Annotated in this window: 13 protein-coding genes and 1 riboswitch; of the genes, 5 read left to right on the top strand and 8 right to left on the bottom strand. The window is 70.6% G+C overall.

Annotated features, from left to right (window positions below; genetic code table 11):
* Positions 1-363: 363 nt before the first annotated feature.
* Both ACWIHY_RS28080 and ACWIHY_RS28075 read right to left on the bottom strand, forming a co-directional pair.
* Positions 364-708: a DUF3140 domain-containing protein gene (locus tag ACWIHY_RS28080; RefSeq protein WP_454378523.1), complete on the bottom strand. Its 345-nt coding sequence runs from the start codon at positions 706-708 to the stop codon at positions 364-366.
* A complete protein-coding gene (locus tag ACWIHY_RS28075) occupies positions 705-932 on the bottom strand; it encodes a DUF2945 domain-containing protein (RefSeq protein ID WP_454378521.1) in 228 nt (75 codons plus the stop codon). Before ACWIHY_RS28075 ends, ACWIHY_RS28080 begins: the two co-directional genes overlap by 4 nt.
* Positions 933-1217: 285 nt before the next feature.
* Between ACWIHY_RS28075 and ACWIHY_RS28070 the strand changes: the two genes are divergently transcribed.
* From ACWIHY_RS28070 to ACWIHY_RS28060, 3 genes are all read left to right on the top strand, one after another.
* On the top strand, positions 1218-1796 hold the full coding sequence (locus ACWIHY_RS28070; RefSeq protein ID WP_454378520.1) for a Dps family protein: 579 nt from the start codon (positions 1218-1220) through the stop codon (positions 1794-1796).
* The gene (locus ACWIHY_RS28065; RefSeq protein WP_454378518.1) at positions 1793-2671 is read left to right on the top strand and encodes an SDR family oxidoreductase; all 879 of its coding nucleotides are present in this window, start codon (positions 1793-1795) and stop codon (positions 2669-2671) included. Before ACWIHY_RS28070 ends, ACWIHY_RS28065 begins: the two co-directional genes overlap by 4 nt.
* 275 nt (positions 2672-2946) lie before the next feature.
* Entirely contained in the window at positions 2947-4116 is a 1170-nt protein-coding gene (locus ACWIHY_RS28060) for a spore photoproduct lyase family protein (protein WP_454378517.1), read from the top strand.
* Between the two features lie 233 nt (positions 4117-4349).
* Here ACWIHY_RS28060 and metE read toward each other — a convergent pair whose 3' ends face one another.
* The 4 genes from metE to aceA form a co-directional block, all read right to left on the bottom strand.
* Positions 4350-6674, bottom strand: a complete 2325-nt coding sequence (gene metE / locus ACWIHY_RS28055; protein ID WP_454378515.1) for a 5-methyltetrahydropteroyltriglutamate--homocysteine S-methyltransferase — start codon at positions 6672-6674, stop codon at positions 4350-4352.
* 159 nt (positions 6675-6833) lie between these two features.
* Positions 6834-7051: riboswitch (cobalamin riboswitch) on the bottom strand.
* A 184-nt stretch (positions 7052-7235) separates the two neighbouring features.
* Positions 7236-8108 (bottom strand): 3-hydroxybutyryl-CoA dehydrogenase, encoded by an 873-nt coding sequence (locus ACWIHY_RS28050; RefSeq protein WP_454378513.1) that lies wholly within the window; start codon positions 8106-8108, stop codon positions 7236-7238.
* Positions 8105-9697: a malate synthase A gene (gene aceB, locus ACWIHY_RS28045; protein ID WP_454378511.1), complete on the bottom strand. Its 1593-nt coding sequence runs from the start codon at positions 9695-9697 to the stop codon at positions 8105-8107. Before aceB ends, ACWIHY_RS28050 begins: the two co-directional genes overlap by 4 nt.
* A gap of 94 nt (positions 9698-9791) precedes the next feature.
* Entirely contained in the window at positions 9792-11078 is a 1287-nt protein-coding gene (aceA, locus tag ACWIHY_RS28040; protein ID WP_454378509.1) for an isocitrate lyase, read from the bottom strand.
* Between the two features lie 363 nt (positions 11079-11441).
* Between aceA and ACWIHY_RS28035 the strand changes: the two genes are divergently transcribed.
* On the top strand, positions 11442-12848 hold the full coding sequence (locus tag ACWIHY_RS28035) for a short-chain fatty acyl-CoA regulator family protein (protein WP_454378508.1): 1407 nt from the start codon (positions 11442-11444) through the stop codon (positions 12846-12848).
* Between the two features lie 356 nt (positions 12849-13204).
* Here ACWIHY_RS28035 and ACWIHY_RS28030 read toward each other — a convergent pair whose 3' ends face one another.
* Positions 13205-13831: a GNAT family N-acetyltransferase gene (locus tag ACWIHY_RS28030; RefSeq protein ID WP_454378506.1), complete on the bottom strand. Its 627-nt coding sequence runs from the start codon at positions 13829-13831 to the stop codon at positions 13205-13207.
* Between the two features lie 568 nt (positions 13832-14399).
* Here ACWIHY_RS28030 and ACWIHY_RS28025 point away from each other — a divergent pair.
* The gene (locus tag ACWIHY_RS28025; protein WP_454378504.1) at positions 14400-15302 is read left to right on the top strand and encodes a DMT family transporter; all 903 of its coding nucleotides are present in this window, start codon (positions 14400-14402) and stop codon (positions 15300-15302) included.
* A gap of 26 nt (positions 15303-15328) precedes the next feature.
* Here the strand turns inward: ACWIHY_RS28025 and ACWIHY_RS28020 are convergent, their stop codons facing one another.
* Positions 15329-16429 carry an AI-2E family transporter gene (locus ACWIHY_RS28020; RefSeq protein WP_454378502.1) on the bottom strand — a complete coding sequence of 367 codons (1101 nt, stop codon included), beginning with the start codon at positions 16427-16429 and terminating at the stop codon, positions 15329-15331.
* Positions 16430-16803 lie beyond the last annotated feature (374 nt).

Genomic DNA, 16803 nt, shown 5'->3' with positions numbered 1-16803 from the left:
CCTTCAGACGGCCAAGTTCGCATCGCCCGCAGTTCCTTCGCCCACCGCGTGGCCGCGTGCGCCGCTGTGCCGAGTCTGCCCGCTCGCGGCATCAGGGGCGGGTTTCCCCACACTGCCCGCGTGGCGAGTCCCGTCATCGGCGCCGGCGCGTTCACCATGAAGCTTCGCTCCCTCGCCGACGCTGATGTGGTGCCGACTACCCCTACTTCTCAGGTGGTGGCGGTAGCGGATGCAGTCCGGTGCCACGAATGCGCTTCACGCGGCAGTCACGACGCTCACAAGTGGAGATCATCGACCAGGTCATCCGTACCGGCATGGACCGCGCCACCACTGCGGCGGTCTCTCACCCCCGGAACGAACCGATCAGCGCTCGGGGTCGTGGCCCCAGTTCATCAGGGAGTAGCGCCAGCGCGTGTCGGTGACATCGCCGCTCGGACGCTGCTTGAGGTGCCGATGGACGTAACCGACGACTTTGCGCATGTGGGCGAGGTCGTCGTCGGTGAGGTCGGCCTTCTTGGTGCGCAGCAGTTCGACGATGCGCCGGCCGGAGGCGTGGCCGACGCTCTCGGCGCCGTTCTCCCGCTGCCCCACGCTCCTCGACTCATCGCTCCCGAGCCACTTGTCGAGTTCGGCCGGGGGCAGATTGACGGCTTCCTCGAACTGCTTGACGATCTCGTCGCGGTCGGCCGCCGCCTTCGACGCTGTCACGACTTGCCGCCCTTCTTGCGCAGGGCCGAGGGCTTGTGGACCGCCGAACGGCCCGACTTGTCGCTTTCCACCTCGTACTGCGGATCCTGATCCGAAGCGTCGACCGTGCGTCCCGCGTCGCGGGTCCGCTCGGAGATCTTCCGTTTCACCTTGCCGGTCACTGTCTTTCCGTGGCTCTTCCAGGCGACCTTGTCCCCCTTGCCCAGCCTGTCCTTCTTCGCCATACGGTCCCTCTCCTTCACGGGTCGGCTCTCGGCACGCTCCTGTGCGCCGGACAGCGCCGGGCACACCTCCATGCTCGACCCGGCAGCGGTCACCCGCAGGCCGGGCAGCCTCCGCCGGTACGCATGGCGCTGCGCGCGCCGCCTCCTCGCCCCGTGACACCGTCGCGGCACACCTCCGAACGGGTGGAGTACAGGAGCCAAGCGGCACGGAAGGCGGCCTCGGTATGCGGGAAGGCGACCCGGATGGTCGCCTGAACGCACCCCCACGTGCGACAAGGAGCGATCGTGACCTCAGAGCCATCCGGCCCGAGCTACACCGTCCCCGGCATGAAAGCCCAGAACAGCAGCGAGATCATCCGGTTGCTGCAGATGCGGCTGCACGCCCTCAACGACGTGGCTCTGACTCTCAAGCACATCCACTGGAACGTCGTCGGTCCCCATTTCATCGCGGTGCACGAGATGCTGGACCCCCAGGTCGAGCAGGTGCGGTCGATGACCGACGACCTGGCCGAGCGGATCTCCACTCTCGGCGGCGAGCCCAAGGGGACGCCCGGTGCACTGGTCGCCGAGCGCCACTGGAACGACTACTCGCTCGGCCGGGCCGAAGCCCTCGGGCACCTGGGCGCCCTCGACCTCGTCTACACGTCGGTCATCGAGGAACACCGCGCGGCCATGCAGGCCACCGAGCAGTCGGACCCCGTGACGCAGGACATGCTCATCGAACAGCTCCGCGGCCTGGAGCTCTTCCAGTGGTTCGTCCGCGCCCACCTGGAGAACAGCGGTGGGCGCCTGTCCACCGCGGGCGCCTCGACGGAGACCGGCGCCGCCGCGCAGGCCGCCGAACAAGCGCGCAAACAGCCGTGACGCCCCTGGGGGGCCGCACGGCAGTGGTCACCGGCGCCGCCCGTGGTGTCGGAGCCGGTCTGGCGCGCGCACTGGCCGACCGGGGCATGCGTGTCGCACTGCTGGGCCGGGAGGAGGCAGGGCTCGCGCGCATCGCGGAGTCGCTGCCGACGGAGGCGCACTGCTGGGAAGTGGACGTCACGGACGAGCGCGCGATGGCCCGCGTGGCGGAACGGGTCGCGGACCGCTTGGGCAGCGCTTCCGTCGTCGTCGCCAACGCCGGTGTCGCCGAGGGCGGCCCCTTCGGGCTGTCCGACCCGGCGACGTGGCGCCGGGTCGTCGAGGTGAACCTCATCGGCAGCTCCATCACGGCCCGGGCTTTCCTCCCCCAGTTGCTGGCCACCCACGGCTACTACCTGCAGATCGCCTCGCTCGCGTCGATGGGCACCTCACCGCTGATGAGCGCCTACTGCGCCTCCAAGGCGGGTGTGGAGGCCTTCGCCCACGCACTGCGGGCGGAATACGCCCATGAGCGGGTCGGCGTGGGCATCGCCTACCTGAACTGGACCGACACGGACATGACGCACGACGCGGACGAGCACGCGGTACTGCGTGAACTGCGTGCTCACATGCCCGGGCCTGCGCGCAAGGTGTTCTCCGTCGAGACGGTCGCCGCCAGACTCACGCGGGCCGTCGAGCGACGCGCCGCGGCGGTGTACGTACCGTCGTGGCTGCGCTGCCTCCAGGTGGTGCGCGGCGCACTGCCGCCGGTGGTGACGTGGGTGGCGCGCAGGGAGATGCCCCGGCTCTCGGCGCGGGGCGATCTCGAGGCAACGGGCCTGCTCGGGGCCGGCGGCCGCGCCGATCTCCAGGGCGGCCGTGACGGTACGGCCTGACAGAACGTACGCCCGTACGGCCCGGAGAACGTAACGACGCGCTCCCGCCGGGCCGCTCCGGCGGACGCCCGCGCAGCCATACGCCCGCGCAGCCGGAAGCCGGCGCCGAGCCCGCCGTACGGGTCGCTCCCCGTGCCGGTGGGTCTCGGTACAGTGGAAGGAGCCGCGCCGCTTCCTCCGCCGCCGACGTTCGCCCCCTCCCGGCCGGTCCGAGCGGCGAGCGCGGACCGTCGAGCGGCGCGAGGTCGGCGCCGCGGACGCTACCCGGAGTGATCATGCGAGATGCTTTCACCAGCGACGACGACGCGCTGTTCGGCCTCGACGACCTTGTGGCGAGCACGGGAGCCGGTCCCGGTCACCGGCCGCTCTTCCGCGAGTCGGCCGAGGCCCGGCGGCTTCTCGCCGTCCGGGAGATCCACGCGGAGCCGGGAGCTGCGGCCTCGCTGCGAGGGCGGCAGATCATTGCGCTCTTCCCCGGGGCCCGCCTGGTGGAGACGGACTCGCACTGGCGTATCCCCCACTTGCACGGCAATGAGGGCAACGCTGAGCGCTGGGTGCGGGTGAAGAGCGAGACGCTGGTCCTGGGAGAGCGCAAGTCCCTCACCACTCGGCCCAACGGGCGGTCGGCCGACTGGATCGCTCCGGGCGCGTCGAACGGCTGCGCCATGGCCTGCGCCTACTGCTATGTACCGCGTCGCAAGGGGTACGCCAACCCGATCACCGTCTTCACCAACATCGACCGGATCATCGGCCACATCGGCCGCCATGTCGCCCAGCTGGGACCCAAACCGGAACCCAACCAGTGCGACCCGCACGCCTGGGTCTACGACATCGGGGAGAACGGCGACTGTTCGGTCGACGCCCTGATCAGCGACAACACCGCCGATCTGGTGCACGCCTTCCGGAAGTGGCCGACCGCCATGGCGTCCTTCGCCACCAAGTTCGTCAACCCGGATTTGCTGCACCTGGACCCCCGGGGTCGCACCCGCGTCCGCTTCTCCGTGATGCCTACGGACGACTCACGGCTGCTCGACATCCGGACCAGCCCCGTCGACCAGCGCATCGACGCGGCGGCCGACTTCTTCGACGCCGGGTACGAGGTGCACTTCAATCTCTCGCCCGTGGTCATCCGGCCGGGCTGGGAGAGCGCGTGGGCCGAGCTGCTGCGCCGTATGGACGACGTTCTGCCGTCGCGGGTCAAGGAGCAGGCGGCCGCCGAGGTCATCTTGCTGACCCACAACCGGGATCTGCACGACGTCAACCTCGCTTGGCACCCGCGGGCCGAGGACCTGCTGTGGCGCCCGGACCTCCAGCAGCCCAAGCGCTCCGAGAACGGAAGCTGGAACGTGCGCTACCGCAACGGGGAGAAGGCGGCCGCGGTGGAAACCGTGCGCCGCCTCGTCGCGGCGCACGCGCCGTGGCTGCGGATCCGCTACGCCTTCTAGCGAAGGCACGAGGCACACTGACCACATGAGCGGGAGAGGGCTGGAGAAGGACGGGACGATCGCGCGAGAAGGCGCGCTGAACCGTGTGCCGGAAGCCTTCGACCTGCTTCTCGCCCTCCGTCACGAACCCACCGAGGCCGACCGAGTGGAAGCCAAAACGATCGAACCGCGACCCGGGCCCCATGCCCGGCAATGCCGCCGTGCCGGACATGGGAGCCCTCAACACGTCTGGCTCAGGAGGAGCCGGAGGGAAGCGAGGAGCGGACCTCCCTGGCCGCGGCGACCAGGTTCTCGAGGGAGGTACGGACCTCGGGCCAGCCGCGGGTCTTCAAGCCGCAGTCGGGATTGACCCACAGCCGCTCCGGCGGGATGGCCTCCAGCCCCTTGCGGAGCAGGGCGGCCGCCTCGCCGGTACTCGGGACGCGCGGGGAGTGGATGTCGTAGACACCGGGCCCCGCCTCGCGCGGGTAGCCGGCCCTGGCGAGTTCGCCTGCCACCTGCATGTGGGAGCGGGCGGCTTCCAGGCTGATGACGTCGGCGTCGAGGTCCTCGATGGCTTGGAGGATGTCGCCGAACTCGGCGTAGCACATGTGGGTGTGGATCTGGATGTCCGGGCGCACCCCGCTGGTGGTCAGGCGGAACGCCTCAGTTGCCCAGGCCAGGTAGGCGGGGCGGTCGGCGGCGCGGAGCGGCAGGGTCTCGCGCAGGGCGGGTTCGTCCACCTGGATCACCGAAAGGCCGTTGGTTTCCAGGTCGTTCACCTCGTCGCGCAGTGCGAGGGCGACCTGGCGGGCAGTGTCGGCGAGCGGCTGGTCGTCGCGGACGAAGGACCAGGCGAGCATGGTGACCGGGCCGGTGAGCATGCCCTTGACCGGTCGGTCGGTGAGCGACTGGGCGTATCGGCTCCAGCGGACCGTCATCGGCTCGGGGCGGGAGATGTCCCCGGCGAGGACCGGCGGGCGGACGTAGCGGGTGCCGTAGGACTGGACCCAGCCGTACTGGGTGGCGAGGTACCCCGTCAGCTGCTCGGCAAAGTACTGGACCATGTCGTTGCGTTCGGGCTCGCCGTGCACGAGGACGTCGATGCCGGTCTTCTCCTGGAAGGCGACGACCTTCTGGATCTCTGTCTCGACGCGCTGCTCGTATCCGGTGGCGTCGAGGCGGCCGGCGCGCAGGGAGGCGCGGGCGGTGCGCAGTTCGGTGGTCTGCGGGAAGGAGCCGATGGTGGTGGTCGGTAGCAGGGGCAGGCGCAGGTGGGCGTGCTGGGCGGCCGCTCGCTCCGGGTAGGGCTGGGAGCGGCGGGCGTCGGCGTCGGTGACGGCTGCGGCCCGGGCGCGTACGGCGGGGGCATTCGTGAGGGCGGATCCGGCGCGGGAGGCCAGGTCGGCGCGGTTGGCCGCGAGCTGTGCGGCGATGGTGTCGGTGCCCTCGGTGAGGCCGCGGGCGAGCGTGGTGATCTCGGTGGTCTTCTGGCGGGCGAAGGCGAGCCAACGGGCGATCTGCGGGTCCACGTCGCGTTCGGCCGTCGCGTCGAGGGGGACGTGGAGCAGGGAGCAGGAGGCGGCCACGTCCACACGGTCGGCGAGGCCGAGGAGGGTGCCGAGGGTGGACAGCGACTTTTCCAGGTCGTTGATCCAGACGTTGCGGCCGTCGACGACGCCTGCGACGAGGCGTTTGCCGGGCAGGCCGCCGACGGCGGCGAGGTCGTCGAGGTTCGCGGCGGCGGGCCCGGTGAAGTCGAGGGCGAGGCCGTCGACGGGGGCCTTGGCCAGGACGGGGAGTGCTTCGCCGAGCCGGTCGAAGTAGGAGGCGACGAGGAGCTTGGGCCGGTCGGTGAGCGCGCCCAGGTCCCGGTAGGCGCGGGCGGCGGCGTTCAGCTCGGCCGGTGTGCGGTCCTGGACGAGCGCGGGCTCATCCAGCTGGACCCACTCGGCACCGGCGGCCCGCAGGTCGGCCAGTACCTCGGCGTACACCGGCAGCAGCCGGTCGAGAAGGGTCAGTGGCTGGAAGTCCGCCGCGACGCCGGGCGCGGGTTTGGCGAGCAGCAGGTAGGTGACCGGTCCGACGAGGACAGAGCGTGCGGTGTGGCCGAGGCTGAGGGCCTCGGCCAGTTCGGTGACCTGCTGGGTGGAGTCGGCGCAGAAGACGGTGTCGGGGCCGAGTTCGGGGACCAGGTAGTGGTAGTTGGTGTCGAACCACTTGGTCATCTCCAGCGGCGCGACGTCCTGGGTGCCGCGAGCCATGGCGAAGTAGCCGTCGAGCGGGTCTTCATGGGCGTGGGCGCGGTGGCGGGCAGGGATGGCGCCGACCATGACGGTGGTGTCCAGGACGTGGTCGTAGTACGAGAAGTCGCCGGTCGGCACTTCGTCGAGGCCGGCGTCGGCCAGCTGCTGCCAGTTGGTGCGGCGCAGACCGGCAGCGGTCTCCCGTAGGGCGTCGGCGGTGATGCGGCCGTTCCAGTACCCCTCGATGGCCTTCTTCAGTTCCCGGTTGGGTCCTTGGCGGGGGTAGCCGTACACGGTGGCCCTGGCTGCTGCGGCTGCGGGCTTGGCTGTCACGGAACTCTCCTTCGCGAGTGTCTCTCCGAGAGACCCCGGGGACGGTTCGTAGGACGCGAAGGGATGGCAGACCGGGCGGACCGCGTCGCTGTGTCGATGCGTGTGCACGCCTGATATGTACGCCGACCCGCCCACGAGGTCACCGAGATCTCCGCGCGCGTTCGCGCACGGGCAGTGGCAGGTCTTCGGACTCGCGGGCCCATCTGCCAGGGGCAGACACCTACTGGCCGTCGCTTCCCAGACCCGGCCGGGTCCAGTGCGTATGACGGCGGTCGTTCCCGCTCACCGCTGCGGGGCAGTCCCGGATTCCCACCGGGTTCCCTCTTGCGACGCGCCTGCCTGGCGGACAGGGCGAACCAGCTGCACCTGCCAACCTAGGCGCTGGGCTCAACTCCGGTGCTGCACTGTTCACATGTCGGACGGTGAGATGTGACACTCGCCCGGTTCCCGGCGCCCTCGCGAACGGAAAACGCGGCAGGGCGCGGAGCGACCTCAGTCCTCGCTCCGCGCCCGCCTCCACAGCAGCCCGGGCCCCTCGGCCCCGGCGGCAACCAGGGCCCCTCAGCCCCGGTCGTACGGGTGGAATCCCCGCCCGGTCTTCCGTCCGAGCAGTCCTGCCTCGACCATGCGCTGCAGCAGCGGCGGCGGAGCGTACAGCGGTTCCTTGAATTCGTCGTACAGCGACTGGGCGATGGCGGCGACGGTGTCGAGGCCGATGAGGTCGGCGAGCCTGAGCGGGCCCATGGGGTGGGCGCAGCCGAGTTCCATGCCCGCGTCCACGTCTGCTGCGGTGGCGAAGCCGGACTCGGCCATGCGGACCGCCGAGAGGAGGTACGGGATGAGCAGGGCGTTGACGACGAAGCCGGCCCGGTCCTGGGAGCGGATCGGGGTCTTGCCGAGGGTGTCGCGGGCGAACTCCTCGATGGCTGTGACCGTCTCGGGCGCGGTGTGGAGGGAAGCCACTACTTCCACCAGGGGCAGGACAGGCACCGGGTTGAAGAAATGCAGGCCCAGGACGCGGTCCGCACGGTGGGTGGCCATGCCCAGGCGCATGACCGGGATCGACGACGTGTTGGTGGCGAGGATCGCCTCCGGGTCCTCGACGACCTTGTCGAGGGCGGCGAAGATCTCGGTCTTCGCGTCCGTGTTCTCGACGACGGCCTCGACGACGAGCTGTCGGTCGGCCAGGTCGTCGAGGCTGCCCGTGAAGACGATCCGGTCAAGGGCATCCTCGGCGGAGGTACGGTCGAGTTTGCCGCGCTGGACAGCGCGTTCGAGGGAGACCGCCACACGTTCCCGCGCTGCGCGCGCCGCCGTGGCATCCGCCTCGCAGACGACCGTGTCGAGCCCGGCACGGGCGCAGATCTCGGCGATCCCGGCCCCCATCTGTCCACCGCCGACGACGCCCACGCGCTGGATACCGGTGGTGGTCATGCCTGCTCCGTTCCGCGCCGCACGAGGTGGCGGGCGTAGGCGTCGGTGGTGAAGAACTCGGGCAGGTCGGGGCCGAGAGCGGTGCGTACGAAGATCTCGCGGGCCTGGGTGACGAGCGCCGCCGGGTCCTCCTCGGCCAGGGCGGCCGTCTCGTCGTCGAGGATCCTGGTCACCGTGTCGCGGTCCACGGCGCCGTGGCGCAGCCACTGCCAGACCTGGCAGCGGGCGATCTCGGCGGTGGCCGCGTCCTCCATCAGTCCGTACAGGGCGACCGCGCCGTGGCCGCGCAGCCAGGCGTCGAAGTAGCGCAGTGCGACGGCGATGTCGGAGCGCACGCCTTCCTCGGTGGGCGGGGCACTGATGCGGCGTACCGACAGCAGGTCGGAGGCCCGGACGTCGACGTCGTCGCGGGTGCGTTCGATCTGGTGCGGCCGGTCGCCGAGTACGCCGTCGAAGACCTGGCGGCAGACGGGGACGAGGCCGGGATGGGCCACCCACGAGCCGTCGAAGCCGTGCTCGGCCTCGCGTTCCTTGTCGAGCCGGACCTTGGCGAGGGCCGCTTCGTTGGCCTGTGGGTCCTTGCTGGGGACGTGGGCCGCCATGCCGCCGATGGCGTGGGCGCCGCGCTGGTGGCAGGTGCGCACCAGCAGTTCGGTGTAGGCGCGCATGAAGGGGGCGGTCATGGTCACCTTGGCACGGTCGGGCAGCAGAAAGTCGGTGCGGTGGCCGAACGTCTTGATCAGGCTGAAGAGGTAGTCCCAGCGGCCGGCGTTGAGGCCGGAGCTGTGTTCGCGGAGCTCGTAGAGGATCTCCTCCATCTCGAAGGCGGCGGTGATCGTTTCGATGAGGACGGTGGCGCGGATGGTGCCGCGGGGGATGCCGAGCAGTTCCTGTGCGAGGACGAAGATGTCGTTCCACAGGCGGGCTTCGTGGTGGTTCTCGAGCTTGGGGAGGTAGAAGTACGGGCCGTGGCCGGCGTCGATCTGGCGCTGGGCGCAGTGGAAGAAGTACAGGCCGAAGTCGACGAGGGAGGCGGGGACGGGGTGGCCGTCGAGCTCCAGGTGCTCCTCGACGAGGTGCCAGCCGCGTGGACGGACCACGATGGTCGCAAGCCGGTCACCGAGCAGGTATTCCTTGCCCTCGGGGGAGGTGAAGTCGAGGCGGCGCTGACAAGCATCGAGCAGGTTCAGCTGGCCGCCGACGATGTTGTCCCAGGTGGGTGCGGTGGCGTCCTCGAAGTCGGCCATCCACACCGACGCGCCGGAGTTGAGGGCGTTGATGGTCATCCGGCGCTCGGGCGGGCCGGTGATCTCCACTCGGCGGTCGGTCAGCCCGGGGGCGGGCGGCGCGACGCGCCAGTCGGGATCGTCGCGGACGGGTGAGGTGGCGCGGGAGAAGTCCAGTGGCCTGCCTGAGATCAGGTGGGCCGACAGGCGCCGCCGCTCTTTGAAGAGGTCCAGACGCCTGTCCGCGAAAGCCGCGGCCAGACGTCCGATGAAGTCCAGGGCCTCGGGGGTGAGGATCTCCTCGTAGCGGTCAGCCGGCGCCCCGAGGACCTGGACACGGTGGGTCAGTGCGTGGGTGGACAAGCGGGTCTCCTGAGGGGGAGGGGCGAGGGCCGGACGAGACGGTCGTCCGGCCTCACCGGAACTCGGGCCGACGAGCGGGCTGGTCAGGGAGTGCTCAGTGGAACTGCTCTTCCTCGGTGGAGCCGGACAGTGCCGTGGTCGAGGAGGCCGGGTTGACGGCGGTGGAGACCAGGTCGAAGTAGCCTGTGCCTACCTCGCGCTGGTGCTTGACCGCGGTGAAGCCCTGCGCCTGCGCGGCGAACTCGCGCTCCTGGAGGTCGACATAGGCGGTCATGCCGTGCTCGGCATAGCCGCGTGCGAGGTCGAACATGCCGTGGTTGAGAGCGTGGAAACCGGCCAGGGTGATGAACTGGAAGCGGTAGCCCATGGCGCCCAGCTCGCGCTGGAACTTGGCGATCTGGTCGTCGTCCAGCGCGGCCTTCCAGTTGAAGGACGGCGAGCAGTTGTACGCCAGCATCTGGTCCGGGTGCTCGGCGTGGATCGCCTCGGCGAACTCCCGCGCCTGGGCCAGGTCCGGGGTGCCGGTCTCCACCCAGGTCAGATCGGCGTACGGGGCGTAGGCCAGGCCGCGCGCGATGACCGGGGCCATGCCGTTCTGGACGCGGTAGAAGCCCTCCGCGGTGCGTTCGCCCGTGACGAACTGGGCGTCGCGCTCGTCGACGTCGCTGGTCAGCAGGCTCGCGGCGAGCGCGTCCGTACGGGCGACGATCAGGGTCGGCACATCGGCGATGTCGGCGGCGAGCCGGGCGGCGTTGAGGGTGCGGATGTGCTGGGCGGTGGGGACGAGGACCTTACCGCCCAGGTGGCCGCACTTCTTCTCCGAGGCGAGCTGGTCCTCGTAGTGGATGCCGGCGGCGCCCGCGGCGATCATCGCCTTGGTCAGCTCGAAGGCGTTGAGCGGGCCGCCGAATCCGGCCTCGGCGTCGGCGACGATCGGCGCCAGCCAGTCCGTGGTGTCCGTCCCGCCCTCGGCGGTGGCGATCTGGTCGGCGCGCAGCAGCGCGTTGTTGATCCGGCGCACCACCTGTGGCACGGAGTTGACCGGGTAGAGGCTCTGGTCGGGGTAGGTGTGACCGGCCTGGTTGGCATCGGCGGCGACCTGCCAGCCGGAGAGATAGACAGCCTGCAGCCCGGCCTTCACCTGCTGCACGGCCTGGCCGCCGGTCAGCGCGCCCAGCGCGTGGATGTAGTCCCGCTCATGCAGCTGGCGCCACAGCCGCTCGGCGCCGCGCCTGGCGAGCGTGTGCTCTTCGCGGATGCTGCCGGACAGCCGCACAACGTCCTCGGCGCTGTAGGTGCGCTCGATGCCGTTCCAGCGGGGGTCCGTGGCCCACCGTCGGGCCAGCTCCTGTGCCGCCTTCTGTGTTCCTGCCTGCGCCATGGCCGTCTCCTGAGGGGAATCGAATCCGAAGATCGTCTGTGAAGAGTGCGAAGGTGCTTCCGCTTCGCTTGGTGCGCGGCCCGCCGTGCCCTCACTCGGGAGCGAAGGTGAGCAATGTTGACGAGCCGCCGGGACGAAACTGCCGGGATCGCCGACGTCAGGGCATGAAATCGTGCCCGGGGGTTCCGTTCCGGTCGCCGGGTCCGGCGGGCCGCACTACGACTCTGGCAGTGGCACTGAGTGCCATCAACCTTGGAGCTCTGCCAACTTCTGCGAGTCTTCCGTGCCCTCTTTGCCAAGGTTGCGAAGGCCCGTTCCGGCGCCTCCTCCCCTAGGATGTAGGCCGAGACCAAGGGGGCCGGGATGAGCAAGACCTATGCGGGAGCGCGGCTGCGGCGGCTGCGCGAGGACCGGCGCATGAGCCAGGCCGAACTGGCCCGGGTCCTCGCGATCTCGCCGAGCTACCTGAACCAGATGGAGCACGACTCCCGTCCCTTGACCGTGCCTGTCCTGCTGCGGCTGACCGAGGCGTTCGGCGTTGACGCCGCGTTCTTCTCGGAGCGCGACGCCAGCCGGCTCATGGCCGACCTGCGCGAAGCCATGGCCGACGAAGTGGCAGCCGGCCGGGTCTCCCCCGCCGATCTGTCGGAGCTCGCTTCGCGGCTGCCCGCCGTCGGGGAGGTGCTGCTGCGGTTGGGCCGCAGCAACCAGGACCTGGGCGAGCGGCTCGCCGAAGCAGCCGACGGCCGCGCGGCCACCGCCGATTCGGCAGCGCCGCGCACGCCGCACGAGGAGATCCGTGAGTTCTTCTACCGCCGCCAGAACTACCTGCACGACGCCGACACCGCCGCCGAGGAGCTGGCGGCCGCCGTCGGTATCCGGCCCGGCGAGGTCCTGCGGGCCCTGACCGCCCGCCTCGCCGACCGGCACGGAGTACACATCACGGCCGACGGCGACAGCCCGCACCACTACGACCCGCGGGACCGTACGCTGCATCTTTCGCCCCGTCTGCGCCCGGGCCAGCAGGCATTCCGCATGGCCACCCAACTGGCCCTGCTGGAGTACGACGAGGAACTCTCCCGGCACGCCTCCGAGGACTTCGACGAGGGCTCCACCACGTGGAAGCTGGCTCGGATCGGGGTGGCCAACTACTTTGCCGCCGCGCTGATCCTGCCGTACACCGCCTTCCACGGCGCGGCCGAAAAGGTGCGCTACGACATCGAACGTCTCACCGACCGTTTCGGCCTCGGCTACGAGACCGTCTGCCACCGCCTGAGCACCCTCCAGCGCCCCCGCCTGCGCGGTGTGCCGTTCTCCTTCGTTCGCGTGGACCGGGCGGGCAACATGTCCAAACGTCAGTCCGCGACCGGTTTCCACTTCTCCCGCGCCGGCGGAACCTGCCCGCTGTGGAACGTCTACGAGGCGTTCGCCGCACCCGGCCGCATCCATGTCCAGATCGCCGCCATGCCCGACGGACAGCGGTACTTGTGGACCGCCCGCGCGGTCACCCGCAGCCGCGGTGGCTGGGGCGAGCCCGGCAAGACGTTCGCGATCGGGCTCGGCTGCGAGATCCGGCACGCCTCGCGGCTCGTCTACTCCGACGGCCTGGACCTGGACAACGCATCGTCCGCCACGCCGATCGGCATGGGCTGCCGCGTCTGCGAACGCCTCGACTGTCCGCAGCGCGCGGTGCCTCCGCTCGGGCAGCGGCTCACCATCGATGAGAACAGCACGACCTTCGTGCCCTACCCGATCGCGCCCTCCCCCTGAACCGACCAGCACCGGCGGTGCGGGCGGGAGCACTCGCCGATGGAGCCATCCACCCCGCCACCTTCACGACCGCTCTCACCGGGCGAGCCTGGTCATGCGGTTGACAGGTAGAGGGGGTTCAGGTCAGCAGCCGGATGCCGGGAGACTGGAGATCGGCAGCGAGCGGGCCCGCGCAGTGAGCACAGACCTCCCTCACTGGGGGACCACGCTACCGGGAGAGGCGGCGGACCATGCTGCCGATCAGGATCCAGGTGAGCTCCCTCGACTGCCCATCTCCGTGCCGGACTTGGGAACGGCATTGGTTGGGTGCCCTGCGGATGATCTCCAGGACACGGCCGAAGATCGTGGCGCCCCGCTCACGTCCGCCCCGGCACCGAGGCGCAGATCTCAGCCGCGGTCTCAGTGGCTCGGACGCGGGCGTGCAGGTGCATGTCGTGTCGGCCGTCGTCGTGCAAGGCGGCGCTGCGCTTGGTGCCTTCCAGGAGGTAGCCGCATTTTGAGGCGACCCGGCACGAGGCTCTGTTGCCTGTCGAGTGGTCCAGTTCCAGACGGTGGAAGCCGATCTCGTCCGAGGCCCAGGTACTGAGAGCCGTGACGGCACGGAAGGCCACGCCACCGCCCCGGGCGGCCGGGAGCACCCAGTACGCGACGTCGGCGATGCCGTCGTCGAAATCCATCCCGCGCAATGCGATCCGGCCGAGGACCTCGCCGCCGTCGCGGGTGACCGCCCAGTGGCCGCCCCTTTCTCGTTGCCAGTCCTGGCGGTAGACGTCGAACCAGTCCCGGACCTGCCTCTCGGTCGAGGGCCGGCGCGTGTGCCAGCGCCGGATCTCGTCGTCCTGGTAGGCGGAAAGGAACACTGGGGCGTCGGCCCACTCCCAGGGCCGTAGCAGCAAGCCCCGGGTGACGGGGAGCACCGGCTGGGGAGAGCTGCCCAGGGAGCCGGAGGGAATGACGGGCGGCGTCGACAGAGCGCGAGTCATGGGCCATGATCAGCCGACGGTGACCACGCACGTCAAGGTCGCCGACACAGCCCTTCTCGGAACGTCCCGTCCATGAGCCGCACAAGAGTGATCGGCCGGACAGGAGCCAGTCCCACCAACGGAAGGGCCCTTGAACGTGCCGCGCAAGCAGGGCCGCCGCACCCCTTTCGCCGGGGACCGTGAAGGAGGCCGCCCGCACCGGCCTCTGATCAGTGGCATGGCCGCCGGGCCGTTCCGGCGGCGTTCAGGGGCGTTCAGGGGCGTTCAGGGGCGTTCAGGGGCGTTCCGCCGGTACGTAACCGATGGGCTCCTGGCCGCTCGGCCAATGTCGGCGGTGCCCCCGAACCACAAGCAGGGCCACAGCGCGGCCCCGGCTCCTCGGTCTCGGTGGGGCCGGGGCCATGCGTAAGAGGGTGACCGGCCGTACCTCGCGACACGCGGATGCCCGGGGCGTACAAAAGGCGGGCCCGAGTGGCCAGGGGGCACCATGGCCGGAAGAACCCCGGAGAGGGGCCGCCGGACGTAGGTCCGGACCGCGACGACAACGCCCTGCCGGAGGACGATCACGGTGCGTACCCCGCTGCTGCCCGTTCTTCTCGCGCTCTGCGCGGCGCTCAGCAACGCCCTCGCGACGGTGCTCCAGCGCAAAGCCGCACTGAGCGTGCCCCGGTCCGACGGCCTGCGCGCGGGGCTGATGCTCGATCTGCTGCGCAGGCCCGTGTGGCTGGCCGGCATCCTCGCCGTCGTCGTCGCGGCGGTCTGCCAGGCGGTGGCCCTGGCGACCGGGCCGCTGACGGTCGTTCAGCCACTGTTCGTACTGGAGCTGCCGCTGGCCCTGATCATCGCGTCGCTTCTGCTGAAGCGGCACCTGCCGGTCCGCGGATGGGTGGCCGTGTCCAGCGTGGTAGCAGGGCTCGGTATCGCCCTCGCCGCCGCGTCGCCCTCCGGCAACCGCACCCACGTCCCGCTGGACCGCTGGATCCTCGCTCTGGCCATCTGCCTGGCCGCCGTCGTCGCGCTGGTCCTGACGGCACTCCGCCGGCCGGAGGGCGGAACCCGCGCCGCCTGCTTCGGTGCGGCCACCGCCATCGCGTACGCGCTCACCGCGGCGCTCATGAAGGCCTCGATGCACATCCTCGACGCCGGTGGCATCACAGCGTTCCTGACCGCCTGGCAGACCTACGCATTCGCGGTGGTGGGCGCCGGGGCGCTGTTCCTGCTGGAGCACGCCATGCAGGCCGGTCCGCTGGTCGCCTCCCAGCCGGCGCTCACCCTGGGCGACGCCGGCGTGAGCCTGGCTCTCGGCATCACGCTGTACGAGGAGCACGTCCGCTCCGGCTGGTGGTTGCTGCCCGAGATCCTCGGCGTCGCCCTGGTTGCGGCCGGGGTGTTCACGCTGTCCCGCGTGCCGCTCGCCCGGTCGCTCGTCGTCTCCGGCGACAGCTCGGAGACCGGCGCGAACGTTCCCTGAACCGCTCAGGGAGTCGAGGGCCCGCACTACGGTGTCGTACGCCGCTTCCCGACCGATTCGCCACGCCGGCCGACGGCGGGCGGTCCGCCCGGCCGATCGGCGGCAGGCGCCCGGCGCAGTGCCTGGCGGACCGACCACAGCACGGCCACCAGCGGTACGGCGGTCACCGCGCCGATCACACCGGCCGCGACCGCGCCGCCGACCACGGTCAGCGCGATGACGACGGGGTGCAGCCGGACGGCCCAGCTCATCACGATCGGGTGCAGTACATGCCCTTCGATCTGCCCGATGATCACGATGAGCGCGACGACCAGACCGGCGACGAGGGGGCCCTTCGACGCCAGGGCCACGACAGCGGCGACCCCGAGAGCGATGGGTGAGCCGATGAGGGGAATGAAAGCGGCGAGGAACTCCAAGAGGCCCAGAGGCAGTGCCAGGGGCACTCCCAGTGCGAAGAGGGCCACGGTGACCAGGACCGCGTTGGTCACGGCCACCAGCAGGATGCCATGGGTGTAACCGGTGAAGGTCCGCCAGGCCACCCGCCCGCCGAGGGTCACCCGTTCCCGCGCGACCGGCGGAAACTGGTCGCAGAACCAGCCCCACTGCCGGTCGCCGGAGTGAATGAAGAAGACCGAGCAGAAGAGTGCGAGGGCCAACACGGTCAGCACTTCGACCAGTCGGTCGGCGCCGCTGAGCGCCGTACTGACAACCGTGGAGCGGTGGCTCGACAGGAACTGCCCGATGCGGGACTGGACATCGGTCAGCGCCTCGGGGTTCAGCCGGAAAGGCGGCTCTTCGAGCCAGCGCTCGATCCTGTCGACGCCCGCCTGGAATTCGCGTGCCAGTCCGGCGCGCTCCCCCGCCACCGTCTCGCCGACCAGGGCCAGAACACCGAGGACGACGACGATGCTGCCGATCAGGCAGACGGCGACGGCCATCGGGCGCGGCAGGAAGCGGTCCAGCAGATCGGCGGCCGGCCGGAGAACAGCTGTGACCACCATCCCGAGGAAGACCGCCACCGCGATGTTGTGGAACTGCCCCAGCAGGGAGAACACGGCGTAGACGACGATGCCGACCACAACAATGCGCCACGCGTACGCCGCAGCCGCCCGCAAGGGACCGGGCACGCGCGGCTCGTCGCCGAAACACCGGCTGCGGGAGGCGTGGCCGGCGGTCCGCGGAAGCCCGGCCCGGGAGCGGGACCAACCGCTGGGCGCGCGGGACGAGGCCGTACGAAACCGGTTCCGGCGCCCGGCGGCGGACGGTGGACCAGGGCTCCTGTGCTCGGAATCCGAGGGCGTGGGCATCCACCTGCTCGTACCACCAGGCGTACTCTCCCGCACACAACCGGCGCGGGATTCCCCCGAACGCACCCATGCTCGCGACCGCCGCGGCGATCTTGATCTTCTCCGAACCAGTCGGTGTGGACGATGCCTCGGTGGCGAGCAGTCCGGCGACGCGGCGCCGGTTCCGTTCGAGACGCGGAGGTCCACAGGTCTCG

It is taken from the genome of Streptomyces sp. NPDC055287, from assembly GCF_053646035.1.
This window is presented reverse-complemented; position numbering and strand designations above follow the sequence as displayed.

Coding starts and splice junctions, on each gene's coding strand:
- ACWIHY_RS28035 (WP_454378508.1), top strand. CDS start 11,442: ATGAGCAAGACCTATGCGGGAGCGCGGCTGCGGCGGCTGCGCGAGGAC.
- ACWIHY_RS28075 (WP_454378521.1), bottom strand. CDS start 932: ATGGCGAAGAAGGACAGGCTGGGCAAGGGGGACAAGGTCGCCTGGAAG.
- ACWIHY_RS28060 (WP_454378517.1), top strand. CDS start 2,947: ATGCGAGATGCTTTCACCAGCGACGACGACGCGCTGTTCGGCCTCGAC.
- aceA (WP_454378509.1), bottom strand. CDS start 11,078: ATGGCGCAGGCAGGAACACAGAAGGCGGCACAGGAGCTGGCCCGACGG.
- ACWIHY_RS28050 (WP_454378513.1), bottom strand. CDS start 8,108: ATGACCACCACCGGTATCCAGCGCGTGGGCGTCGTCGGCGGTGGACAG.
- ACWIHY_RS28030 (WP_454378506.1), bottom strand. CDS start 13,831: ATGACTCGCGCTCTGTCGACGCCGCCCGTCATTCCCTCCGGCTCCCTG.